The sequence below is a fragment of the Pseudomonas oryzihabitans genome, from assembly GCF_032027545.1.
In the GTDB taxonomy this organism is placed as follows: Bacteria; Pseudomonadota; Gammaproteobacteria; order Pseudomonadales; family Pseudomonadaceae; genus Chryseomonas; species Chryseomonas oryzihabitans_F.
This window is the reverse complement of the sequence record NZ_JAVSJB010000005.1, coordinates 38,735-62,190: the sequence shown is the minus strand read 5'-3', so window position 1 is coordinate 62,190 and position 23,456 is coordinate 38,735. Positions and strand designations below refer to the sequence as shown.

The 23,456-nt window shown below is 65.0% G+C and carries 25 protein-coding genes; 24 read left to right on the top strand and 1 reads right to left on the bottom strand.

Going from position 1 to position 23,456, the window contains the following annotated elements; translation table 11 throughout:
* Positions 1-28 precede the first annotated feature (28 nt).
* The 17 genes from RND78_RS09820 (at position 29) to flhB (ending at position 13,958) form a co-directional block, all read left to right on the top strand.
* Complete coding sequence (locus tag RND78_RS09820; RefSeq protein WP_312728239.1) at positions 29-331, top strand: ComEA family DNA-binding protein; 303 nt, start codon at positions 29-31, stop codon at positions 329-331.
* Positions 332-475: 144 nt separating this feature from the next.
* Positions 476-814 carry a flagellar hook-basal body complex protein FliE gene (gene fliE / locus RND78_RS09815; RefSeq protein ID WP_312728237.1) on the top strand — a complete coding sequence of 113 codons (339 nt, stop codon included), beginning with the start codon at positions 476-478 and terminating at the stop codon, positions 812-814.
* Between the two features lie 14 nt (positions 815-828).
* Entirely contained in the window at positions 829-2,640 is a 1,812-nt protein-coding gene (gene fliF, locus RND78_RS09810) for a flagellar basal-body MS-ring/collar protein FliF (RefSeq protein WP_312728234.1), read from the top strand.
* Positions 2,627-3,637, top strand: a complete 1,011-nt coding sequence (fliG, locus tag RND78_RS09805) for a flagellar motor switch protein FliG (protein ID WP_312728233.1) — start codon at positions 2,627-2,629, stop codon at positions 3,635-3,637. The genes fliF and fliG overlap by 14 nt, the downstream gene beginning before the upstream one ends.
* Positions 3,638-3,908: 271 nt before the next feature.
* Entirely contained in the window at positions 3,909-4,685 is a 777-nt protein-coding gene (fliH, locus tag RND78_RS09800; RefSeq protein WP_312728232.1) for a flagellar assembly protein FliH, read from the top strand.
* Positions 4,675-6,021, top strand: a complete 1,347-nt coding sequence (fliI, locus tag RND78_RS09795) for a flagellar protein export ATPase FliI (RefSeq protein WP_312728231.1) — start codon at positions 4,675-4,677, stop codon at positions 6,019-6,021. The genes fliH and fliI overlap by 11 nt, the downstream gene beginning before the upstream one ends.
* Before the next feature lie 6 nt (positions 6,022-6,027).
* Positions 6,028-6,471 carry a flagellar export protein FliJ gene (fliJ, locus tag RND78_RS09790; protein WP_295460623.1) on the top strand — a complete coding sequence of 148 codons (444 nt, stop codon included), beginning with the start codon at positions 6,028-6,030 and terminating at the stop codon, positions 6,469-6,471.
* Positions 6,472-6,515: 44 nt separating this feature from the next.
* Positions 6,516-6,872 carry an Hpt domain-containing protein gene (locus RND78_RS09785; RefSeq protein WP_312728230.1) on the top strand — a complete coding sequence of 119 codons (357 nt, stop codon included), beginning with the start codon at positions 6,516-6,518 and terminating at the stop codon, positions 6,870-6,872.
* Positions 6,873-6,949: 77 nt separating this feature from the next.
* Entirely contained in the window at positions 6,950-8,359 is a 1,410-nt protein-coding gene (locus RND78_RS09780; RefSeq protein WP_312728229.1) for a flagellar hook-length control protein FliK, read from the top strand.
* A 121-nt stretch (positions 8,360-8,480) separates the two neighbouring features.
* A complete protein-coding gene (gene fliL / locus RND78_RS09775; protein WP_312728228.1) occupies positions 8,481-9,008 on the top strand; it encodes a flagellar basal body-associated protein FliL in 528 nt (175 codons plus the stop codon).
* Between the two features lie 8 nt (positions 9,009-9,016).
* A complete protein-coding gene (fliM, locus tag RND78_RS09770) occupies positions 9,017-9,988 on the top strand; it encodes a flagellar motor switch protein FliM (protein WP_295460627.1) in 972 nt (323 codons plus the stop codon).
* 56 nt (positions 9,989-10,044) lie between these two features.
* Complete coding sequence (gene fliN, locus RND78_RS09765; protein WP_312728227.1) at positions 10,045-10,509, top strand: flagellar motor switch protein FliN; 465 nt, start codon at positions 10,045-10,047, stop codon at positions 10,507-10,509.
* A gap of 3 nt (positions 10,510-10,512) precedes the next feature.
* Complete coding sequence (gene fliO / locus RND78_RS09760) at positions 10,513-10,926, top strand: flagellar biosynthetic protein FliO (RefSeq protein ID WP_312728226.1); 414 nt, start codon at positions 10,513-10,515, stop codon at positions 10,924-10,926.
* Positions 10,923-11,720 (top strand): flagellar type III secretion system pore protein FliP, encoded by a 798-nt coding sequence (fliP, locus tag RND78_RS09755; protein WP_059226862.1) that lies wholly within the window; start codon positions 10,923-10,925, stop codon positions 11,718-11,720. Before fliO ends, fliP begins: the two co-directional genes overlap by 4 nt.
* A gap of 27 nt (positions 11,721-11,747) precedes the next feature.
* Entirely contained in the window at positions 11,748-12,017 is a 270-nt protein-coding gene (gene fliQ, locus RND78_RS09750) for a flagellar biosynthesis protein FliQ (protein WP_295460631.1), read from the top strand.
* 3 nt (positions 12,018-12,020) lie between these two features.
* Positions 12,021-12,797 (top strand): flagellar biosynthetic protein FliR, encoded by a 777-nt coding sequence (gene fliR, locus RND78_RS09745; RefSeq protein ID WP_312728223.1) that lies wholly within the window; start codon positions 12,021-12,023, stop codon positions 12,795-12,797.
* Between the two features lie 12 nt (positions 12,798-12,809).
* The gene (flhB, locus tag RND78_RS09740) at positions 12,810-13,958 is read left to right on the top strand and encodes a flagellar biosynthesis protein FlhB (RefSeq protein WP_312728221.1); all 1,149 of its coding nucleotides are present in this window, start codon (positions 12,810-12,812) and stop codon (positions 13,956-13,958) included.
* Here flhB and sodC read toward each other — a convergent pair.
* Positions 13,951-14,481, bottom strand: a complete 531-nt coding sequence (gene sodC / locus RND78_RS09735; protein ID WP_312728219.1) for a superoxide dismutase [Cu-Zn] SodC — start codon at positions 14,479-14,481, stop codon at positions 13,951-13,953. The genes flhB and sodC overlap by 8 nt on opposite strands.
* Positions 14,482-14,733: 252 nt before the next feature.
* Between sodC and flhA the strand changes: the two genes are divergently transcribed.
* The 7 genes from flhA to RND78_RS09700 all read left to right on the top strand — a co-directional run bounded on the left by flhA (position 14,734) and on the right by RND78_RS09700 (position 23,393).
* Positions 14,734-16,833: a flagellar biosynthesis protein FlhA gene (gene flhA, locus RND78_RS09730; protein ID WP_312728846.1), complete on the top strand. Its 2,100-nt coding sequence runs from the start codon at positions 14,734-14,736 to the stop codon at positions 16,831-16,833.
* A 10-nt stretch (positions 16,834-16,843) separates the two neighbouring features.
* Positions 16,844-18,172, top strand: a complete 1,329-nt coding sequence (flhF, locus tag RND78_RS09725; RefSeq protein ID WP_312728217.1) for a flagellar biosynthesis protein FlhF — start codon at positions 16,844-16,846, stop codon at positions 18,170-18,172.
* A gap of 92 nt (positions 18,173-18,264) precedes the next feature.
* Entirely contained in the window at positions 18,265-19,095 is an 831-nt protein-coding gene (fleN, locus tag RND78_RS09720) for a flagellar synthesis regulator FleN (protein WP_295460636.1), read from the top strand.
* Complete coding sequence (gene fliA / locus RND78_RS09715) at positions 19,092-19,832, top strand: RNA polymerase sigma factor FliA (RefSeq protein WP_295460637.1); 741 nt, start codon at positions 19,092-19,094, stop codon at positions 19,830-19,832. The genes fleN and fliA overlap by 4 nt, the downstream gene beginning before the upstream one ends.
* 87 nt (positions 19,833-19,919) lie before the next feature.
* The gene (locus RND78_RS09710; protein ID WP_169853335.1) at positions 19,920-20,294 is read left to right on the top strand and encodes a chemotaxis response regulator CheY; all 375 of its coding nucleotides are present in this window, start codon (positions 19,920-19,922) and stop codon (positions 20,292-20,294) included.
* Between the two features lie 19 nt (positions 20,295-20,313).
* Positions 20,314-21,102, top strand: coding sequence for a protein phosphatase CheZ (locus tag RND78_RS09705; protein ID WP_312728211.1), 789 nt, complete (start codon positions 20,314-20,316; stop codon positions 21,100-21,102).
* Between the two features lie 26 nt (positions 21,103-21,128).
* Positions 21,129-23,393: a chemotaxis protein CheA gene (locus tag RND78_RS09700; RefSeq protein WP_312728209.1), complete on the top strand. Its 2,265-nt coding sequence runs from the start codon at positions 21,129-21,131 to the stop codon at positions 23,391-23,393.
* Positions 23,394-23,456 lie beyond the last annotated feature (63 nt).

Genomic DNA, 23,456 nt, shown 5'->3' with positions numbered 1-23,456 from the left:
TGTCACGGTGGAACACGGAGGTTCCCCTATGAGATTCGTCTGGATCGTCCTTTTCCTCGTCGCCCTGCAGTCCTGGGTCAATGCCTGCGAACCTGCCGTCGGCACCCGAGCCAGGCCATCCGCCAGTGCCGTGCAGGCACCGCTGAACATCAATGTCGCCGATGTCACCGAGCTGCAGCGCTTGAGTGGTATCGGGGCGGTCAAGGCCCAGGCCATCGTCGATTATCGCCAGATTCACGGCGCCTTCGCTTCGGTTGACGAACTGCTCGAGGTAAAGGGCATCGGCAAGGGCCTTCTGCAACGCAATCGCGCGCTGCTGACCGTCGACTGATTCCTGTCGAACTTTAATCAGGTTTTCTTGGAAAATACTCAACTCCTTGTTTTTGTTAGAATTTTTAGTTCTGGCACAGGCATTGCTCTATCTCTGACACGAGTGGGTACGGCGTCAATTTCCCGTACCGGAGGAGCAGAGCAAATGGTTCAAGGTGTCGAGTTCAATCGGTTAATGCTGGAAATGCGTTCCATGCAGACCGAGGCCATGGCCCGGTCGAAAGCCGTGGTCGCGCCCGCCGGCACCGAACAGGTCCAGGGCCCGAGCTTCGCCGACATGCTCGGCAAGGCCGTGAACTCCGTTGCCGAGACCCAGCAGACCGCCGGCGAGATGGCCAAGGCCTTCGAACTGGGGCAGGGCGGGGTCGACCTCACTCAAGTCATGATCGCTTCGCAGAAGGCCAGCGTTTCCGTGCAGGCCTTGACCCAGGTACGCAACAAGTTCGTGCAGGCGTACCAAGACATCATGCAAATGTCGATTTGAGGACGGTCTAGACCATGGCTGACGCTCTTACCAACGCCCCCGTCCCCACTGCCCAGCCCGCGGCCGAGGACAAATCCAAGAAGCCCCTGCTGGGCCTGAGCTTCCTCGACAACCTGTCCGAGATGCCGCTGCTGCGCCAACTTGGCCTGCTCGTTGGCCTGGCGGCGAGTGTCGCCCTGGGTTTCGCCGTGGTGCTCTGGACCCAGCAGCCGGACTATCGGCCGCTGTACACCAGCATGAACGGCCTGGATGCCAACCAGGTGCTGCAGGCCCTGGGCGCTGCCGACATCGGCTACAAGGTCGACCCGAGCTCCGGTGCCTTGCTGGTCAAGGCCGATGACCTAGGGCGTGCGCGCATGAAGATGGCGGCTGCCGGCATCACCGCTTCCGACGGCAACGTCGGCTTCGAGCTGCTGGACAAGGAGCAGCCGCTGGGCACCAGCCAGTTCATGGAAGCGGCGAACTATCGGCGCAGCCTCGAAGGTGAACTGGCCCGTACCATTTCCAGCCTGAACAACATCAAGGGTGCCCGGGTGCACCTGGCGATTCCGAAAAGCTCCGTGTTCGTCCGTGACGAGCGCAAGCCGAGCGCGTCCGTGCTGGTGGAAATGTACCCCGGCCGTACCCTGGATGCCGGCCAGGTCATGGCCATCATCAACCTGGTCGCCACCAGCGTGCCTGAGCTGGATAAATCCCAGGTCACCATCGTCGACCAGAAAGGCCAGTTGCTGTCCGACCAGCAGAACATGTCCGAGCTGTCCATCGCCGGCAAGCAGTTGGATTACACCCGCAAGATGGAAGGCTCCCTGACCCAGCGCGTGCAGAACATCATGCAGCCGGTGGTAGGCAGCGGTCGCTTCAAGGCGGAAGTGGCGGCAGACGTCGACTTCAACGCGGTCGAGTCGACCTCCGAGCAGTTCAACCCCGACCAGCCGGCGCTGCGCAGCGAGCAGCAGAACAGCGAGCAGCGCCAGACGTCCGGCGGTGGCGCCCAGGGCGTCCCGGGTGCCCTGTCGAACCAGCCGCCCGGACCATCATCGACCCCGGAGAAAGCCGGTGCCCAGGGCGCTGGCGGTGCCAACTACATCGCTCCCGGCCAGCCGCTGCGGGATGCCAACGACCAGTACATCTACGACAGCAAGACCAGCCTTCCGGCCACCCTGCCGTACCCGACCGACAAGCGTGAGCAGAACACCCGCAACTACGAACTGGACCGCAGCATCAGCTACACCCGCCAGCAGCAGGGCCGCCTGCGCCGGCTTTCCGTCGCGGTGGTGCTGGATGACCAAGTCAAGGTCGATGCGGCTGGCAAGCTGACCCATACGCCCTGGTCCACCGAGGATCTGGCCCGCTTCACCCGCCTGGTGCAGGACGCCGTAGGCTTCGATGCCAGCCGCGGCGACAGCGTGAGCGTGATCAATGCGCCCTTCGCGCCGGTGCAGCCGGAAGAGATCGAGAGCATTCCCTTCTACCAGCAGCCGTGGTTCTGGGGTGTGGTGAAGCAGGCGCTGGGTGTGCTGTTCATCCTGGTGCTAGTCTTTGGGGTGCTGCGGCCGGTGCTGAAGAATCTGTCCGGTGGCAACGCCAAGGACGCCGCCGCGCTGGCCGCTGCCGGTGGTGCCGGCGCCCTGGGTGCGGGTGGTCTGGACGGCCTGTCGGACGACCTGGCCGACGACAAGGTGAGCCTGGGTGGCCCGGCACCGCTGCTGCTGCCGAGCCCGAGCGAGGGCTACGACGCCCAACTGACGGCCATCAAGCAACTGGTCAACGATGATCCGGGCCGTGTAGCCCAGGTAGTGAAGGATTGGATCAATGGCGACGAATGACGCGCAACTTTCCAAGGTCGAGAAGGCCGCCATCTTCCTCCTGTCGCTGGGCGAAGCCGATGCGGCGCAGATCCTCCGGCACATGGGGCCCAAGGAAGTGCAGAAGGTCGGCACGGCCATGGCGCAGATGCGCAACGTCAACCGCGAGCAGGTCGAGCGGGTGCTGGGCGACTTCATCGAGGTGGTCGGCGACCAGACCAGCCTGGGCGTCGGCGCCGATGGCTACATCCGCAAGATGCTCACCCAGGCGCTGGGCGAGGACAAGGCCAGCGGCCTGATCGACCGTATCCTGTTGGGCGGCAACACCAGTGGCCTGGACAGCCTCAAGTGGATGGAGCCGCGGGCGGTGGCGGACGTGATCCGCTACGAGCACCCGCAGATCCAGGCCATCGTGGTGGCCTACCTCGATCCCGACCAGGCGGCCGAGGTGCTCAGCCACTTCGACCACAAGGTGCGTCTCGACATCGTGCTGCGCGTCTCTTCGCTGAACACCGTGCAGCCGGCGGCCCTGAAGGAACTGAACCTGATCCTGGAGAAGCAGTTCTCCGGCAGCGCCAGCACCACCCGTACGGCCCTCGGCGGCGTCAAGCGCGCGGCCGATATCATGAACTACCTGGACAGCTCGGTCGAAGGGCCGCTCATGGATGCGATCCGCGATGCGGACCAGGATCTGTCGGGGCAGATCGAGGACCTGATGTTCGTCTTCGACAACCTCTCGGACGTGGACGACCGCGGCATTCAGGCACTGTTGCGCGAGGTATCCTCCGATGTGCTGGTGCTGGCGCTCAAGGGCGCCGACGAGGGCATCAAGGAGAAGTTCTTCCGCAACATGTCCAAGCGCGCGGCCGAGCTGCTGCGCGACGATCTGGAAGCCAAGGGGCCGGTCCGGCTGTCCGAGGTGGAAGGGGCGCAGAAGGAAGTCCTGGCGGCCGCCCGGCGCATGGCCGATGCTGGCGAGATCGTGCTGGGCGGCAAGGGCGGCGAGGAAATGGTCTGACCCTTCTCAGGGCCTTTTCAAAGTCTCGCGAGCTAGAGACAAACAAGGCCTAGGCGGCCCTGCGAAAATAGCTGACTTAAGCGGATCGGACCCGCGCTCGGGTTTACAGGTAGTAAATGAGCATTGCGACGGGGCCGCCCAGGTCGGGCTGGCGACCCAGGCCATTTTCAACGCCGTTTGGCCGACGCGCAGCAGCCTTTGAACAGGCTCTCAGGGGTTGGCCTGTGCTTTGCTAATGCTCTGTCAGTAGCGGTTTTCTGACGGATAGGTGATGAGCAAAGAATCGGCGAGCGAACTGATCAGGGCGCGTGACCTGGAAGCCTTCGACGTCTGGCGACTGCCGGCCTTCGACAGCTTCGACGAGCCTGCGCGGACGCCTGCGCCCGCACCCGAACCGGAGCCCCAGCCGGAGGCCTCGATCGAGGAGGTGCCGGTCGAGGAAGTCCAACCGATCACCCTCGAAGAACTGGAGGCGATCCGTCAGGAGGCCTACAACGAAGGCTTCGTGACCGGCGAGCGCGATGGCTATCACGCCGGTCAGCTCAAGGCGCGTCAGGAAGCCGAGGCCGCTCTGGGGGCCCGGCTGGCCAGTCTGGAGACCCTGATGGGGCATCTGTTCGATCCCATCGGCGAACAAGACCAGGCACTGGAAGCGGGGATGGTCCAGCTGGTACGTCACATCGCCCGCGAAGTCATCCAGCGTGAGCTCAAGCTCGATTCCAGCCAGCTCGCGCAGGTAGTACGGACCTCGCTCAAACTCCTGCCGATGGGTGCCGAGAACATCCGTATCCACGTCAGCCCCCAGGACTTCGAGCTGATGAAGGCCTTGCGGGATCGGCACGAGGAGAAATGGCGCATACTCGAAGACGAGGCGCTCATGCCCGGTGGCTGCCGGATCGAGACCGAGAGCAGTGTCATCGATGCCAGCATCGAGACACGTCTCGCCCAGGCGCTGACACAGTTGGCTGAACAGCAGCGCCAGCAGGCCACGCAGCCTCAAGACCCCGACCTGCACATCGATATCCAGGAGCCGCCCCATGCGTCTTGACCGCTTGAGTTTCGAACGGCGCCTGGGCGGCTATGAAGAAGCCATCCGGGTCGAGCGGCAGCCGGTGATAGAAGGCCGCCTGCTGCGCATGGTCGGCCTGACCCTGGAGGCCGAAGGCCTGCGCGCCGCCGTGGGCAGTCGGTGCCGCCTGATCAATGGCGGCGGCTACCAGCCGGTGGAAGTCGAGGCCGAGGTGATGGGCTTCAATGGCGACAAGACCTTTCTCATGCCGGTGGGCAGCCTGGCGGGCATAGCACCGGGGGCCCGGGTGGTACCCGTACCGGATACCGGGCGCCTGCCGATGGGCATGTCCATGCTCGGCCGCGTGCTGGATGGCCTGGGCAATGCCCTGGACGGCAAGGGCCGCATGCGCGCCGAAGACTGGGTGCCGATGGACGGTCCCACCATCAACCCGCTCAAGCGCGAACCCATTTCCGAGCCGCTGGACGTGGGTATTCGCAGCATCAACGGTTTGTTGACGGTGGGCCGCGGCCAGCGCCTCGGCCTGTTCGCCGGTACCGGCGTCGGCAAGAGCGTGCTACTCGGCATGATGACCCGCCTGACCAAGGCCGAGATCATCGTGGTCGGGCTGATCGGCGAGCGGGGTCGCGAGGTGAAGGAATTCATCGAGCACATCCTCGGCGAGGAGGGCATCAAGCGCGCGGTGGTCGTGGCCTCGCCAGCCGACGATGCGCCGCTGCTGCGCCTGCGGGCGGCCATGTACTGCACCCGGATCGCCGAATACTTTCGCGACAAGGGCAAGAACGTCCTGCTGCTGATGGATTCCCTGACCCGCTATGCCCAGGCCCAGCGCGAGATCGCCCTGGCCATCGGCGAGCCGCCGGCCACCAAGGGTTATCCGCCGTCGGTGTTCGCCAAGCTGCCGCGGCTGGTGGAACGGGCCGGCAATGCAGAAAAGGGTGGGGGTTCGATCACGGCGTTCTATACTGTATTGTCGGAAGGCGACGACCAGCAGGACCCCATCGCCGACTCGGCGCGGGGCGTGCTGGATGGTCACTTCGTGCTGTCGCGGCGGCTGGCCGAAGAGGGCCACTATCCCGCCATTGACATCGAGGCGTCCATCAGCCGGGTAATGCCCCAGGTCGTCAGTCCCGAGCATCTGCGCAATGCCCAGCGCGTCAAGCAGCTCTGGTCGCTCTACCAGCAGACCAAGGACCTGATCAGCGTCGGCGCCTACGTGCCCGGTGGTAATGCCGAAACCGACCTGGCGATCGCCCGCTACGCCCCCATGCAGCAGTTCCTGCGTCAGGGGTTGCGCGAAAGCGAGTCGCTGGAACAGAGCGCCGCCAATCTTCAAGCTGTATTGGGAGGCTGATAGATCATGAAAGGCAGAGCCGAACGCTTGGCACCCGTGGTGGACATGAGCGAGCGCGAGGAGCGCGACGCGGCCCAGCGCCTGGGGCAGTGCCAGCAGCAGCTGGCCCAGGCCGAATTCAAGCTCGGTGAGTTGCAGCGCTACCGCGAGGACTACCAGCAGCGTCTGGTGGTCAACGGCAGCCGCGGCGTCACCGGACAGTGGCTGATCGGCTATCAGCGCTTTCTCAGCCAGCTGGAAGAAGCCATCGGCCAGCAGGAGCGCAATGCCCAGTGGCATCGCGATGTGGTGGCCAAGGCCCGCACCCAGTGGCAGGAACGCTATGCGCGCCTGGAAGGCTTGCGCAAGCTGGTCGAGCGCTATCGGCAGGAGCAGCGGCTGGTGGAAGACAAGCGCGAACAGAAACAGATGGACGAGTACGCTCAACGCGCGCGCTCGGCCTATCTCTAGACGGGGCCGCTCGCGCTCCTCGCCCCCCGCTCAGTGAGACCCTGATGCTTTCCACTCATCTCGATCCGGACACGCTCGACACCTTGCGCGATTGCATGGAGGAGGAGTACGTCGGACTCATCGACACCTTCCTCGTCGATTGCGACGAGCGTATCGCGGCGCTCAAGCGCAGTGTGATCGGTGGCGACGCCGAGCAGGTTCGCCAGCTGGCCCACAGCTTCAAGGGCAGCGCTGGCAACATGGGCGCCGGGCCCCTGGCGCAACTGTGCAAGGACGTGGAGGAGGGCGCTCGCCGCCGTGCCCCGACGGCCGAGCTGGCCATGGGGCTGGCGGCGATCGAGCGCGAGTTCGCCATCGTGCGCATCCTCTTCAAGGTCGAGCGTCAGCGCTACGCGACCTGAGCCTCGTCAAAGCGCTGGCGTTTGCAGCTGGCGCGTAACTTGCAAAGTATCGGAAAACCCGTCATTCGGAGCATTCCATGGCCGTCGTGCCCGATTTTCTACTGAATACCGCGACTTCCTCCGCCACCTCCGGCAGGCCCGCGGTCAAGACTCCCCCTGTCCAGGATCGCCCCGTGGCGTCGGAGCGTTTTGCCGACGTCTTTGCCCAGGAACAGCCGCGTGAAGCGGCTCGCACTGAGAAGCCGCGCGATACCAACGACACCAAGTCCACCAGCCAGGCACGCAAGAACGAGCCGGCGCGGGCGCGTGAGGGGGATGATCGGGCGAAGCGCTCCGCCGACGATGACCGGACCGCCGATGCCAAGTCGACGGACCCGGCGGCAAAGACCGACGACCAGCCGGCAACCGCTGCCGACGGCGACGGCAAGACCTTGCCGGTCGCCCAGGAGCAGGACAGCCAGGAGCCAGGCGCCACGCAACTGGACCCGCTGTTCCTGCTCGGCATGACTGGCCAGTTCCCGACCCCTGCGGTGACCCCCGCCCCGACCACTCCGGCGGCGACGAGCACCCCGACGGCAGCCGCTCCGACCAATACGACTACCTCCCAGGGACTCGATCCGGCTGCCATTCTTGGCGCGGCGACCGCCCAGGGGACCCAGACAGCCGCCACGGGCCTGCCGAACGCGGCGCTGCCCGGCGCCGCCAAGCCCGGCGACACCGCGACCCAGGACAGAGGTCTGGCGCAGCTGCTTGGCCAGGCCCCGCAGCAGGGGCAGGGGGAGGCCAACAAGGCGGCAACCACCGCCAACAACCTGGCGGCGCAACTCAATACCCTGTTGCCGGACCCGTCCGCTCCGCTACCGGGTGCGGACCAGGCCGCCACGGCGGCCCTGGCTTCGACGCTGGATCAGGGGGACGCCAAGGATGCGGCTGTCCCGACCAAGGCCGATGCCTTCGCCGACAAGCTCACCGCGCTGTCGCAATCGCTGAGCGCGCCGGCGCAGACCGCTCGTCCGGTCAGCGCCACCGTTCCTGGCCAGGCGCTCAATCCCCAGGCCGGCAACTTCAGCGAGGCGGTGGTCGACAAGGTCATGTGGATGTCCAGCCAGAACCTCAAGACCGCCGACATCCAGATGGAGCCGGCGCAACTGGGCAAGCTGGAGGTACGCATCGACATGACCCAGGACCAGACCCAGGTGACCTTCGCCAGTCCCCATGCGGACGTGCGTGAGGCCCTGGACAACGGCAGCCAGCGGCTGCGCGAACTCTTCGCCCAGCAGGGCATGAACCTGGCCAACGTGAATGTATCCGACCAATCCTCCGGGCAGGCCTGGCAGCAGTCGCAACAGGGCGGCCAGAGCGATGGTTCGCGCCGTGGCCGCGGGGGGGCGGCGAACGGTGGCGAAGAGGAGCCGCTGGCGAACGTCGGCGAAACCCGTGGCTCCGCGATCCTGGCCGCGCGCAGCCTGGTCGACTACTACGCGTGATGACGGCCACCGGCCGGCAGGTGACAGCCTCGGCTGCACCTGCTATATCCCCTTCGCATCAATAAGTTAGCCGCGCTGCCCGGCAAGGGTGGCGCTCCGGACAAGGGTCGGTCGAGCGTATATGGCGAAGAAGCAGGCGCCTGCGGCAGAGGGTGCAGCCGCGGAAGGCAAGGGCAAGGGCAAGCTCAAACTCAAACTCATCATCATCATCGTCGTGGCCCTGCTGCTGGTGATCGGCGCCTCGGTGGGGGCGACCTGGTTCCTGCTCGGCAAGAAGAGCGCCGAGCCCGAGCACGCCGCGGCGGCCGCACCCGCGGCGCCGGTGCACCTGGCGGCGGTCTACCAGCCGTTGCTGCCGGCCTTCGTGGTCAACTACAACGCCGAGGGGCGGCAGCGCTACATGCAGGTGACGGTGACCCTGATGGGGCGCGACCAGGCGCAGATGGATGCGCTCAAGGCGCAGCTGCCGCAGGTGCGCAACCAATTGGTCATGCTGTTTTCCGGCCAGGACTTCGCTAGTCTGGTCACCCCGGTGGGCAAGGAGATGCTGCGCCAGCAGGCGACCAGCAAGGTTCAGGAGCTGGCGAAGAAACTGACCGGCCAGACCGTTATCGAACAGGTACTGTTCACCAATCTCGTCCTGCAATAGGTAACGCCATGGCCGTGCAAGATCTGCTCTCCCAGGATGAAATCGATGCCCTGCTGCACGGGGTCGACGATGGCATCGTCGAGACCGAGACCGATGTCGAGCCGGGGGCGATCAAGGGGTACGACCTCACCAGCCAGGACCGCATCGTCCGCGGCCGCATGCCGACCCTGGAGATGATCAACGAGCGCTTCGCCCGCTACACCCGGGTCAGCATGTTCAACCTGCTGCGGCGCTCGGCGGACGTGTCCGTGGGCGGCGTGCAGGTCACCAAGTTCGGCGAATACATCCATTCGCTGTACGTGCCCACCAGCCTGAACATGGTCAAGATGAAGCCGCTACGTGGCACGGCGCTGTTCATCCTCGACGCCCGGCTGGTGTTCAAGCTGGTGGACAACTTCTTCGGTGGCGATGGCCGCCATGCCAAGATCGAAGGCCGCGAATTCACCCCTACCGAGCTGCGGGTGGTGCGCATGGTGCTGGACCAGTGCTTCGTCGATCTCAAGGAGGCCTGGGGCGCCATGCTCGACTGCCAGTTCGAGTACATGAACTCGGAGGTCAACCCGGCCCTGGCCAACATCGTCAGCCCCAGCGAAGTGGTGGTGGTGAGCACCTTCAACATCGAGCTGGATGGTGGCGGCGGCGAGCTGCACGTGACCATGCCCTATTCGATGATCGAGCCGATCCGCGAGATGCTCGACGCGGGCTTCCAGTCCGATGTGGACGATCAGGACGAGCGCTGGGTCAAGGCCCTGCGCGAGGACCTGCTGGACGTGCGAGTGCCCCTGGAGGCGACGGTTGTCCGGCGCCAACTCAAACTCCGCGATATTCTCAATATGCAGCCCGGTGACGTGATCCCGGTGGAGATGCCCGAAGAGATGCTCATGAGAGCCAACGGCATGCCCACCTTCAAGGTCAAGATGGGCGCGCGCAAGGGCAACCTGGCCCTGCAGATTCTCGAACCGGTCAGCCGTAGCCGCTGAGCGATACCCGTTTTTCCCGTCCGGGCCGCGGCCCGGCGTTGCACGAGACACGAACGATGGCAGACAACCCCGAAGAACAAGCCCTGGCGGACGAGTGGGCCGCGGCCCTGGCCGAAGCCGGCGATGCCAGCCAGGACGACATCGATGCCCTGATGGCCCAGGGCACCTCACCGGCGGCACCCGAGGCGCCCAAGCCGCCCAAGGCTCCGGTCGAGGAATTCGGCCAGAGCAGTGGCGGTTTGATGGTGAGCGGCATGGAAGGGCCCAACCTGGATGTGATCCTCGACATCCCGGTAACCATTTCCATGGAGGTCGGCCATACCGACATCTCCATCCGCAACCTGCTGCAGCTCAACCAGGGTTCGGTCATCGAACTCGACCGCCTGGCTGGCGAGCCGCTGGACGTGCTGGTGAATGGTACCCTGATCGCCCACGGTGAAGTGGTGGTGGTGAACGAGAAGTTCGGGATCCGCCTGACCGACGTCATCAGCCCCACGGAACGCATCAAGAAGCTGCGGTGATCCATGAAGAGTCTGCTATTGCCGCTGGGTCTCCTGCCCCTGACCGCGAGCGCCGCCGAAGCCACTCATCCGGGGCTGGACGTAGGCGCCCAGCTCGGGCAGCTGTTGCTCGGCCTACTGCTGGTGATAGGCCTGATCCTCGGCCTGGCCTGGCTGGTGCGCCGGGTGCAACTGCAGGGGCCGCGTGGCCAGCAGGCGATCAAGGTGGTCTCGACCCAGCATCTGGGGCCGCGCGAGCGGCTGGTGTTGGTCCAGGTCGGCCAGGAGCAGATCCTGATCGGGGTCGCGGGCGGGCGCATCACGCCACTGCATACCCTGCGCGAGCCGGTACGACTGGGCGAGGCCGACCCGGCGGCGCCGGAATTCGCCCAGCGCCTGCTGGAACTCATCAGCCGCGATCCCAAGGCGAAACCATGACCAGGCTGCGACTACCGGCCGGTCTCGGGCGCACCCTGGGCTGGCTGCTGGGATTCGCCGTGCTGCTGTTCGCGCCCCTGGCGCTGGCGCAGCAGGCGGGACAGGGCAATCCACTGTCCGTCCCCGCCATCACCCTGAGCACCAACGCCCAGGGCCAGCAGGAATATTCGGTCAGCCTGCAGATTCTGCTGATCATGACGGCGCTGAGCTTCATCCCGGCGTTCGTCATGCTGATGACCAGCTTCACCCGCATCGTCATCGTCTTCGCCATCCTGCGCCAGGCGCTAGGGCTGCAGACCACGCCGTCCAACCAGGTGCTGGTGGGCATGGCGCTGTTCCTGACGTTGTTCATCATGGCGCCGGTGTTCGACCGTATCAATACCACCGCCGTGCAGCCCTATCTCAACGAGCAGCTCAGCGCCCAGGACGCCATCGGCCGGGCGCAGGTGCCGATGAAGGACTTCATGCTGGCGCAGACCCGGCAGTCCGACCTGGAGCTGTTCATGCGGCTGTCCAAGCGTACCGACATTCCCAGCGCCGACCAGGCGCCGCTGTCGATCCTGGTGCCGGCCTTCGTCACCTCCGAACTCAAGACCGCCTTCCAGATCGGCTTCATGATCTTCATTCCCTTCCTGGTCATCGACCTGGTGATCGCCAGTGTGCTGATGGCCATGGGGATGATGATGCTCTCGCCGATGATCATCTCGCTGCCGTTCAAGCTGATGCTGTTCGTGCTGGTGGATGGCTGGGCGCTGATCATGGGTACCCTGGCCAGCAGTTTCGGCACCGTCTAGCGGTGCTCCCTCGCGTGGAGAAGCGAAATGACCCCTGAAGTCGCCGTCGATCTGTTTCGCCAGGGTCTCTGGCTCACCGCGCTGCTGGTGACCGTGTTGGTGGTACCCAGTCTGATCGTCGGCCTGATCGTCTCCATCTTCCAGGCCGCGACCCAGATTAACGAACAGACCCTGAGCTTCCTGCCGCGCCTGATCGTCACCTTGCTGACGCTGATCGTGCTCGGGCCCTGGATGGTGCGGCAACTGATGGAGTTCATCCAGGTCTCGGTGACCAACATCCCGCGGCTGATCGGCTGAGCGATGCTCGAACTCAGCAACGCCCAGATCGGCGGCTGGGTCGGCAGCTTCCTCTTTCCGCTGTTCCGCATCGCCGCGCTGCTGATGACCATGCCGATCATCGGGACCACCCTGGTGCCGGTGCGGGTCCGCATGTATCTGGCGCTGGCCCTGAGCCTGGTGCTGGTCCCCACGCTGCCGCCCATGCCCCAGGTGGACGCCATCAGCGTCCAGGCCTTGCCGCTGATCGTCGAGCAGATCCTTATCGGGGCGGTGATGGGCTTCAGCCTGCAACTGTTCTTCCACGTCTTCGTGGTGGCGGGGCAGATCATCTCGACCCAGGCGGGCCTGAGCTTCGCGTCCATGATCGATCCGGTCAACGGCGCCTCGGCGCCAGTGATGGGGCAGTTCTTCACCATGCTGGTGACGCTGCTGTTTCTCGCCATGAACGGCCACCTGGTGGTGTTCGAGATCCTTGCGGAAAGCTTCGTGACCCTACCGGTGGGCGATACCCTGAGCGTCGAGCATTTCCGGCAGGTGGCCGGTCGGCTGGGCTGGGTGCTGGGCGCCGGCATCCTGTTGGTCTTGCCGGCGATCACCGCGTTGCTGGTGGTCAACATCGCCTTCGGCATCATGACCCGCGCGGCGCCCCAGCTGAACATCTTCTCCGTCGGCATGCCGCTGATCGTGGTGCTGGGCATGGTCATCGTCTGGCTCGGCACGGCGGATATCCTGTCTCATTACGAAAGCCTCGCGACCGAGGCGTTGCAGTGGCTGCGCGAGCTCGCGCAAGCCCGCTAGGAGATCTGCCCCATGGCTGAATCCGATGGCGAAGACCGCACAGAAGACCCAACCGACAAACGCAAGCGTGAGTCTCGGGAGGAAGGTCAGCTCCCGCGCTCACGCGAACTCGGTACGGTAGCCGTCATGCTTTCGGGCGTGGGCGGCCTGCTGATGTATGGCGCCTTCCTCGGCGGTAAGCTGCTGGAGGTGATGCGCGCCAACTTCTCCCTGCGCCGCGAAGAGGTGATGGACGAGCGCTTCATGGGTACCTTCCTGCTCGCCTCGGGCAAGGCGGCCATGGTGGGCATGGTGCCGATGATCGTCCTGGTGGTGATCGCCGCCATCGTCGGCCACATTGCCCTGGGCGGCTTCCTGTTCTCCGGCAAGGTTCTGGCGCCCAAGGCCAGCCGGATGAACCCGATGTCCGGCATCGCTCGGATGTTTTCCAAGAACTCCCTGGTTGAGTTGTTCAAGGCCCTGGGCAAGTTCTGCATCATCCTCGGTGTATCCGTGCTGGTGCTGATGAGCGAGCGCACGGCCCTGCTGCAGATCGCCAAGCTGCCGCTGGAGCAGGCGCTGCTGCACAGCATGCAGGTGGTGGGGCATGCCACCCTGCTGCTGGCCCTGGGGCTGCTGATCATCGCTGCCGTGGACGTGCCCTTCCAGATCTTCAGCAACCGCAAGAAGCTGATGATGACCAAGCAGGAGATCAAGGACGAGTACAAGGACGCCGAAGGCAAGCCGGAGGTCAAGGGCAAGATCCGTCAGATGCAGCGGCAGATGGCCCAGCGGCGGATGATGGCGGAGGTACCCAACGCCGACGTGGTGATCACCAACCCGACCCACTTCGCCGTGGCGCTGAAGTACGACGCGGCCAAGGGCGGGGCACCGATCCTGGTGGCCAAGGGCAGCGACTTCACCGCCCTGAAGATCCGCGAGATCGCTCAGGAGCACAAGGTGTCGCTGCTGGAGTCGCCGGGCCTGGCCCGAGCGGTGTACTTCTCCACGGAGGTGGACCAGGAGATCCCGGCCGGTCTCTACGTGGCCGTGGCCCAGGTACTGGCCTACGTCTACCAACTCAGGCAGTTCCGCGCCGGGCGCGGGCGCAAGCCCAAGCTGGCCGATCTGCCCATCCCGTCGGACCTGCGACGGGACGAGCAGGGCAAGCCGGCTACTTGATCACGCCGCAGGCGACGCGCGCGCCGCCACCGCCCAGGGGCTTGGGCTGGTCGGAGTAGTTGTCGCCACCGGCATGGACCATCAGGGCATGGCCCTTGAGCTCCTCGAGACGCTTCAGGCGCGGTGCCAGTACCGGTTGGGTGGCCTGGCCGTCGGCGGTCACGTAGAGCGCCGGCAGCTCACCCAGGTGGCCGTCGTCCGACCAGGGCGCGCTGTGCTTGCCGGTGTTGCGCGGATCGAGGTGGCCCCCCGCGGCGCCGCCAGCGGTCAGGGTGCCATTCACCTCGGCCGGACCGCAGTTGGGCTTGGTGTGCACATGGAAGCCATGGATGCCGGGCTCCAGGCCCTTGAGGTCGGGCGTGAAGACCAGGCCGTACTTGGAGCGGGTCACCAGTACGCTGCCGACGCTTTCACCCACGCCGTCGGTGGTGACCTTGTTCAGCGGGATGGTGAGGGATTCGGCGGCCTGGGCAGTGCCTGCCAGGCAGGTGGCCAACAGCGTCGCGGTCCAGATTGTTTTCATTGTCTCGTTCCTCGGATAGGCGCGCTAGCGCGGTCCCTAGACAGACCCATGCCTTTCTCGTGCGGTTCACCGCACTGTCCCGGCGATCCGTTACCAGTCCTGTCGACTCCTTGCGGAAAACCTCGCTTTTTCAAGGCGTTGAGCAGTTGGCCCGGAGCTTGCTGAAGCCCCTGCGAACAGTGCACTGCGTCAACTTTCCGTGACGACGGCACCGGCAAGCGAGGAATGGGCGTGAAAGTCGACAAATCCCTGATGATGGGCAACATGCGCGGTCTGGCACGCGGCAACCTGGGCGTGCCGCTGGCCGTCCTGGCGATGCTCGCCATGATGACCCTGCCGATGCCGCCGTTCCTGCTGGACGTGCTGTTCACCTTCAACATCGCCCTGTCGATCGTGGTCCTGCTGGTCAGCGTCTACGCCTTGCGGCCGCTGGATTTCGCCGTCTTCCCGACCATCCTGCTGGTCTCGACCCTGCTGCGCCTGGCACTGAACGTGGCCTCCAGCCGCGTGGTGCTGCTGCACGGCCAGGACGGCCACGACGCCGCGGGCAAGGTCATCCAGGCCTTCGGCGAGGTGGTGGTCGGCGGCAACTATGTGGTCGGTGCGGTGGTGTTCGCCATCCTCATGATCATCAACTTCGTGGTGGTGACCAAGGGTGCTGGCCGTATCTCCGAGGTATCGGCCCGTTTCACCCTGGACGCCATGCCCGGCAAGCAGATGGCCATCGACGCCGACCTCAACGCCGGCATCATCGACCAGGCCGAAGCCAAGAAGCGCCGGACCGAAGTGGGCCAGGAAGCCGACTTCTACGGCTCCATGGACGGTGCCAGCAAGTTCGTTCGCGGTGATGCCATCGCCGGCCTGCTGATCCTCTTCATCAACCTCATCGGCGGCATGGCCATCGGCATGGCCCAGCACGGCCTGCCGTTCGGCGAAGCGGCGCGCATCTACGCCCTGCTGACCATCGGTGACGGCCTGGTCGCCCAGGTCCCGTCGCTGCTGCTGTCGGTCGCCGCGGCCATCATGGTGACTCGCGTGTCTTCTTCCGAGGACATGGGTCAGCAGGTCAATCGTCAGATGTTTGCCTCGCCCAAGGCGCTGGCAGTCTCGGCCTTCATCATCATCGCCATGGGCCTGGTGCCGGGCATGCCGCACCTGCCGTTCCTCGGCCTGGGTGGCGCTGCCGCCGCCGGCGCCTGGCTGATCTACAAGCGTCAGCGCCAGGCCAAGCAGACTGCCGAGGTCGAAGCCAAGAAGCAGCAGGACCTGGCCCCCGTGCAGCGTCCCGCCGAAGCCAAGGAGCTGGGTTGGGACGACGTGACCCCGGTGGACATGGTCGGTCTGGAAGTCGGCTACCGCCTCATTCCCATGGTCGATCGCAACCAGGGTGGCCAGTTGCTGGCGCGGATCAAGGGCGTGCGCAAGAAGCTGTCCCAGGACCTGGGCTTCCTGATGCCCTCGGTCCACATTCGTGACAACCTGGATCTGCTGCCCAACGCCTATCGTCTGACTTTGATGGGCGTGAGCGTGGCCGAGGCCGAGATCTATCCCGACCGTGAGCTGGCCATCAACCCCGGTCAGGTCTATGGCACGCTCAATGGCGTGGCCGCCAAGGATCCGGCATTCGGTCTGGAGGCCGTCTGGATCGACGTCACCCAGCGCGATCAGGCCCAGTCCCTCGGCTACACCGTGGTGGACGCCAGCACCGTGGTCGCCACCCACCTCAACCAGATCCTCTTCAAGCACGCCCACGAGCTGATCGGCCACGAGGAAGTCCAGCAATTGCTGCAGGTACTGGCCAAGAGTTCGCCCAAGCTGGCCGAGGAACTGGTACCCGGCATCGTCTCCCTGTCGACCCTGCTCAAGATCCTTCAGCAACTGCTGCAGGAGCAGGTACCGGTCCGCGACATCCGCACCATCGCCGAAGCCATCGCCAACGTCGGTCCGCGGAGTCAAGATCCCGCCGCGATCGCTGGTGCCGTACGGGTCGCGCTGTCCCGTGCAATCGTCCAGAACATCGTTGGAATGGACCCTGAGCTGCCTGTTATCACCCTTGAGCCAAGGTTGGAACAGATGTTGCTAAGTAGTATGCAGAAGGCCGGTCAAGGCGCTGAGGACGGCATGTTCCTCGAGCCTGGCATGGCGGAAAAACTGCAGCGTTCCCTCGTCGAGGCGGCGCAGCGTCAGGAAATGATGGGTAAGCCAGTGGTGCTGCTGGTGGCCGGTGCGATCCGCGGGATGATGTCCCGCTTCGCCCGGATGGCGGCACCGAACATGAGTGTACTGGCCTACCAGGAAATTCCGGACAACAAGCAGGTCACCATCGTCGCTACCGTTGGCCAGAATGGCTGAGGTCTAGATCATGCAAGTCAAACGTTTCTTCGCCGCCGATATGCGTCAAGCCATGAAGCTGGTACGCGACGAGCTGGGCCCGGACGCTGCCATCCTCAGCAACCGTCGGGTCGCCGGCGGGGTCGAGCTGACCGCCGCGCTGGACTACCAGGCCCCGGCACCGGCTGCGCCCAACGCCGAGTTGCAGGCGGAGCTGCGCAAGACCCATGCGAAGATCGCCCAGGCCCATGCCGACCTCAGCATCCGCGCGCCGGGGGTACCCACCACCGCGCCCAAGGACAAGCAGCTGCTCGGTGCCATCAGTGCCGCCGACAGCCGTCGCGAGCCGGTGATCGCGCCGCCGCGTCCCCCCCAGCCTGCAGCTGCCGCGCCGGCCGCCGCTGTTGCGCCGGAAGATCGTCGCGCCCTGGATGCCATGCGCAGCGAGCTCAGCGGCCTGCGTGAACTGCTGGAAGTCCAGCTCGGCTCCATGGCCTGGACCCAGGTGCAGTCCACCCGTCCGCAGCAGGCTGGCCTCTGGCGCCGTCTGCAGCGCATGGGCCTGCCGGCCGAACTGGCCCGTCACCTGCTCGACAGCGTGGCCAAGATCCAGGACCCGCGGCATGCCTGGCGCATGCTGCTGGCCAACTTCGCCCAACTGGCCAAGACCACCGATGCCAAGATCCTGGAGGAGGGCGGCATCGTCGCCTTCGTTGGTCCGGCCGGCATGGGCAAGACCACCTCCCTGGCCAAGCTCGCCGCCAGCTACGTGCTCAAGTACGGTCCGCAAAGCCTGGCGCTGGTCAGCATGGACAGCTTCCGCATCGGTGCCCAGGAGCAGATCAAGACGCTGGGCCGCATCCTCGACGTGCCGGTGACCCTGGTCGACCCAGGCCAGTCCCTGGCCCAGGCGCTGGCTCCGCTGGCGCGCAAGCGCCTGGTGCTGATCGATACCGCGGGCATGCCCGCCAACGATCCGGCGCTCAAGGTACAGCTCGAAGCGCTGGCAAACCGTCAGCTGAAGATTCGCAACTACCTGGTACTCGGCGTTACCAGCCAGAGCCAGGTACTTAAGGCGGCCTACCACAGTTATCGCCGGTGCGGTCTCAGCGGCTGCGTGCTGACCAAACTGGACGAAGCCGCCAGCCTCGGCGAAGCCCTGGGCCTGGCCATCAGCCAACGCCTGCCGGTGGCCTACATCGCCGACGGTCCGCGTATCCCGGACGACCTGCATCCGGCGCGCAGCCACCAACTGGTGAGCCGTGCGGTGAGTCTGCAGGCGCCCGAGGAGCCGAGCGAAGAAACCATGGCGGGCATGTTCGCCGGCCTGTATCAAAACGCCGCCCGCCGCGCCGGCTAGCGCAGACGAACGGTATACGTGCATCGCATGCCTGGGCACGCCAAATGCACTTGGTCTAAAGTGTGACGGATTTCAATCAAAGGTATCAGGCAATGGGTAGCATGCATCCCGTCCAAGTCATAGCGGTCACGGGCGGTAAAGGCGGTGTCGGCAAGACCAACGTGTCGGTCAACCTGGCCTTGGCCCTGGCCGATATCGGGCGGCGCGTCATGCTGCTCGACGCCGACCTGGGCCTTGCCAACATCGACGTTCTCCTGGGCCTGTCGCCCAAGCGCACCCTGGCCGATGTCATCTCCGGCGAGTGCGACCTGCGCGACGTGCTGCTGCAAGGTCCCGGTGGCATTCGCATCGTCCCGGCGGCCTCGGGCACCCAGGCGATGGTCAACCTCACGCCGGCCCAGCACGCCGGCCTGATCCAGGCCTTCAGCGACATCAGCGAGAACCTCGACGTGCTCATCGTCGATACCGCTGCCGGCATCGGCGACCAGGTGGTCAGCTTCGTTCGCGCCGCCCAGGAAGTCCTGGTGGTGGTGTGTGACGAACCCACCTCCATCACCGATGCCTACGCCCTGATCAAGCTGCTCAATCGCGACCATGGCGTCACCCGTTTCCGGGTGCTGGCGAACATGGCGCTCACGCCCCAGGAAGGTCGCAATCTCTTTGCTAAGCTGACCAAGGTGACCGACAGGTTCCTGGATGTCGCCCTGCAGTATGTGGGCGCCATTCCGTTCGACGAAGCGGTGCGCAAGGCCGTACAGAAACAGCGCCCCGTGTTCGAAGCGTTTCCCCGTGCCAAGGCCTCGCTGGCCTTCCGCGCGGTCGCACAGAAAGTCGATGGCTGGCCGCTGCCGGCCAACCCGCGCGGACACCTCGAGTTCTTCGTCGAGCGACTCGTGCAACCAGCCACCGGTACCCACGCATGACAGCATCCAGCGGGCTTCGCATGTACAGCAAAACTTCCGAACGGACCGAGCAGGAGCAGCTCATCAACCGCTACGCGCCGTTGGTGAAACGCATCGCCTACCATCTCCTGGCACGGTTGCCCGCCAGCGTGCAGGTCGAAGACCTGATGCAGGCCGGCATGATCGGCCTGCTGGAGGCTTCACGCAAATACGACTCCGGCAAGGGAGCGAGCTTCGAGACCTACGCCGGCATCCGCATCCGCGGCGCCATGCTCGACGAGGTGCGCAAGGGCGACTGGGCACCGCGTTCGGTCCACCGCAACACCCGCATGGTCACCGATGCCATTCGGGCGGTAGAAGCGCGCACCGGTCGCGACGCTAAAGATTCCGAAGTCGCGGCCGAACTTAAATTGAGTCTGGATGAGTACTACGGCATCCTTGGCGACACCATGGGGAGTCGCCTGTTCAGCTTCGACGACCTCATGGAGGGTGGTGAGCATGGGCTCGAGGAGAGCGGTTCGCATGAACTCGAACCCGGTCGCGGTCTGGAGGACGAGCGCTTCCGCAAGGCCCTGGCCGACGCCATCGCCAATCTTCCGGAGCGTGAACGCCTGGTGCTCTCGCTGTATTACGACGAGGAACTCAACCTCAAGGAAATCGGCGAGGTACTGGGAGTGAGCGAATCCCGGGTCTGTCAGCTCCACAGTCAATGCGCGGCGCGCCTGCGGGCTCGGCTGGCGGATTGGCGTTCGCGTTAACGGGCTGGTACTCAGGCTACTACGATTGCTTAGGCGCGCTTCACGGCGTGTGTGCGGATTAGGACGGAGGTCGACTTGGACAAGAACATGAAAATCCTCATCGTGGATGATTTTTCCACGATGAGACGGATCATCAAGAATTTGCTGCGTGATCTGGGATTCACCAATACCGCCGAAGCGGACGACGGCAACACCGCACTGCCGATGCTGCAGAGCGGCAACTTCGATTTTCTCGTCACCGACTGGAACATGCCCGGCATGACCGGTATCGATCTGCTGCGTCAGGTCCGCGCCGATGCGCGCCTGAAGACCCTGCCGGTGCTGATGGTAACCGCCGAAGCCAAGCGCGAGCAGATCATCGAAGCCGCTCAGGCCGGCGTGAACGGGTATGTAGTCAAGCCTTTCACCGCCCAGGTGCTGAAAGAAAAGATCGACAAGATCTTCGAGCGGGTGAACGGCTGAAGAAAGCCGCGGGGACGTTATGGATCAGCTTGGCAACAACAGCTTCAGCGACTTCGAGTCGGTTCTAAAACAGCATGCCCAAGAGCTGGTGAAATGCCTGGAAAGCGGCGACTTCGCCCAGGCCGTGCACGTCATCAATGAGCTCAACCAGATTCGCGATCGGGGTCTCTACCAGGAAGTCGGCAAGCTGACCCGCGAACTGCACAATGCCATCGTCAACTTCGAGATCGATCCGCGCGGCATGGCCGGCGAGGAAGTCTCCCAGATCAGCGATGCCACCGATCGTCTCTCCTACGTCGTGAAGATGACCGAGAACGCCGCCAACCGGACCATGGATCTGGTGGAGGAGAGCGCGCCGCTGGTGGGCAACTTCGGCGACGAGGCCCGGGCGGTCCACGCCGACTGGAAGAAATTCATGCGCCGTGAGATGGGCGCGGACGAATTCCGCGAGCTCGCCAAGCGCGTGGACGCCTTCCTCAGCCACAGCGAAAGCAGTGCCGGACAACTTTCGTCCAAGCTCAACGACATCCTCCTCGCGCAGGACTACCAGGATCTCACTGGGCAGGTGATCAAGCGGGTGGTCAATCTCGTCGGGCAGATCGAGAAAGACCTCGTCAAGCTGGTGATGATGGCCAGCCAGGTCGACCGCTACACCGGCTTCAGCCACGATCACAGCGCATTGATCGAACAAAACCGAAAAGAAAAGACGATGAAGGGTGAAGGTCCGCAGATTCATGCCGATAAGCGTGAAGACGTTGTGGCCGCTCAGGTCGACGTCGACGATCTTCTATCCAGTCTGGGCTTCTGACCCAGACCCTCTTGGGGAGTGCAGGAATGAGCTTCGACGCCGATGAAGAAATCCTCCAGGATTTCCTGGTTGAGGCCGGCGAGATTCTCGAACAGTTGTCTGAACAATTGGTCGAGCTGGAAAGCCGCCCGGACGACATGGATTTGCTGAACGCCATTTTCCGTGGCTTCCATACCGTCAAAGGCGGTGCCGGGTTCCTGCAGCTCCATACGCTGGTCGAGTGCTGCCATATCGCGGAAAACGTATTCGACATCCTGCGCAAGGGCGAACGCCGCGTGGATGCCGAGCTGATGGACGTGGTGCTGCAAGCCCTGGATTCCGTCAATGAAATGTTCGGTCGGGTGCGTGAGCGGGAGGAGCCCCAGCCGGCTTCGCCCGAGTTGCTCGCTGCCCTGGCCCGTCTGGCCGAGCCGGCGGGCAGTGCGCCCGCTGCCGCCCCTGCGCCTGAGCCGGTGGTCACCGCTCCCGTCGCGGCGCCGGTACCGCCGCCCGTGGCAGCCGAGGCTGCCGAGCCGGAACTGAGCGATGCCGACTTCCAGAATCTGCTCGACGCCCTGGGCGGCGAGTCGAGCGCCGAGCGTGCGCCCGACGTGGCAGCGCCCAGCGCCGCCGGTGGCGAAGACATCACCGACGATGAATTCGAAGCCCTGCTCGATCAATTGCACGGCAAGGGCAAGTTCAACGAAGCGCCGGCGCCTGCGCCTGCTGTGACCGCTGCCGCGCCGGCACCTGCTACTGCCGGTGGCGACGACATCTCCGACGACGAATTCGAAGCCCTGCTCGACGAGTTGCATGGCAAGGGCAAGTTCGCCGTTGCCGAGGCTGCACCCGTGGCCGCGGTTGCCCCGCCAGCCGTGGCTTCCGGTGACGAGATCACCGATGACGAATTCGAATCGCTGCTCGACGAATTGCACGGCAAGGGCAAGTTCAGCGGCCCTGCCGAGGCCGCCGAGCCGGTAGTGCCGGCCGCTGCGGCTGCCGCGCCCAAGCCGACGCCGGCTCCTGCGCCCGTTGCGAAACCGGCACCGGTGGCGGCCGAAGCCGCCCCGGCCCGCGCCGAGCCACCCAAGCCTGCTGCACCGGCGCCTGCCGCGGCGGCAGGGGAGCGTCCCACCAGCGAGGCGGAAACCACCGTCCGGGTCGATACCGCGCGGCTGGACGAGATCATGAACATGGTCGGCGAGCTGGTGCTGGTGCGTAACCGCCTGGTGCGCCTGGGCCTGAACAGTGGCGACGAGGCCATGGCCAAGGCCGTGTCCAACCTCGACGTGGTCACCGCCGATCTGCAGACCTCGGTCATGAAGACCCGGATGCAGCCGATCAAGAAGGTGTTCGGCCGCTTCCCGCGCCTGGTTCGCGACCTGGCGCGCAGCCTGAAGAAAGAGATCAACCTGGAACTGGTCGGGGAAGAGACCGACCTGGACAAGAACCTGGTCGAGGCCCTGGCCGATCCGCTGGTCCACCTGGTGCGCAACGCCGTCGACCACGGTATCGAGGACCCGGCCGAGCGCGAGCGCAACGGCAAGTCCCGCGCCGGTCGCGTGGTGCTCTCCGCCGAGCAGGAAGGCGATCACATCCTGCTGTCGATCTCCGACGACGGCAAGGGCATGGATGCGGACCTGCTGCGCAACAAGGCAGTGGAAAAGGGTCTGCTCGACCGCGACGCGGCCGATCGCCTGACCGAGACCGAGTGCTTCAACCTGATCTTCGCCCCGGGTTTCTCCACCAAGTCCGAGATTTCCGACATCTCCGGACGCGGTGTGGGCATGGACGTGGTCAAGACCAAGATCAGCCAGCTCAACGGCACCCTCAACGTCTACTCCACCAAGGGCCAGGGCTCCAAGATCGTCATCAAGGTCCCGCTGACGCTGGCGATCATGCCGACGCTGATGGTGATGCTGGGCAACCAGGCCTTCGCCTTCCCGCTGGTCAACGTCAACGAGATCTTCCACCTCGACCTGTCCCGCACCAACGTGGTGGATGGCCAGGAAGTGGTGGTGGTGCGCGACAAGGCGCTGCCGCTGTTCTACCTCAAGCGCTGGCTGGTGCCCGGTGCGGCCCACGTCGAGCAGGGCGAGGGACACGTGGTGATCCTCTCGGTCGGCACCCAGCGGATCGGCTTCGTGGTCGATCAGTTGGTGGGCCAGGAAGAGGTGGTCATCAAGCCGCTGGGCAAGATGCTGCAAGGCACGCCCGGCATGTCCGGTGCCACCATCACCGGCGACGGCCGCATCGCGCTCATCCTCGATGTGCCCAGCATGCTCAAGCGCTACGCCCGCCGCGGGCTCTGAGCCGACACGGCACGAGCGGCGCCGGTCCCTGAGGGCCGACGCCATCGGGCGGCCTGCGCCGCC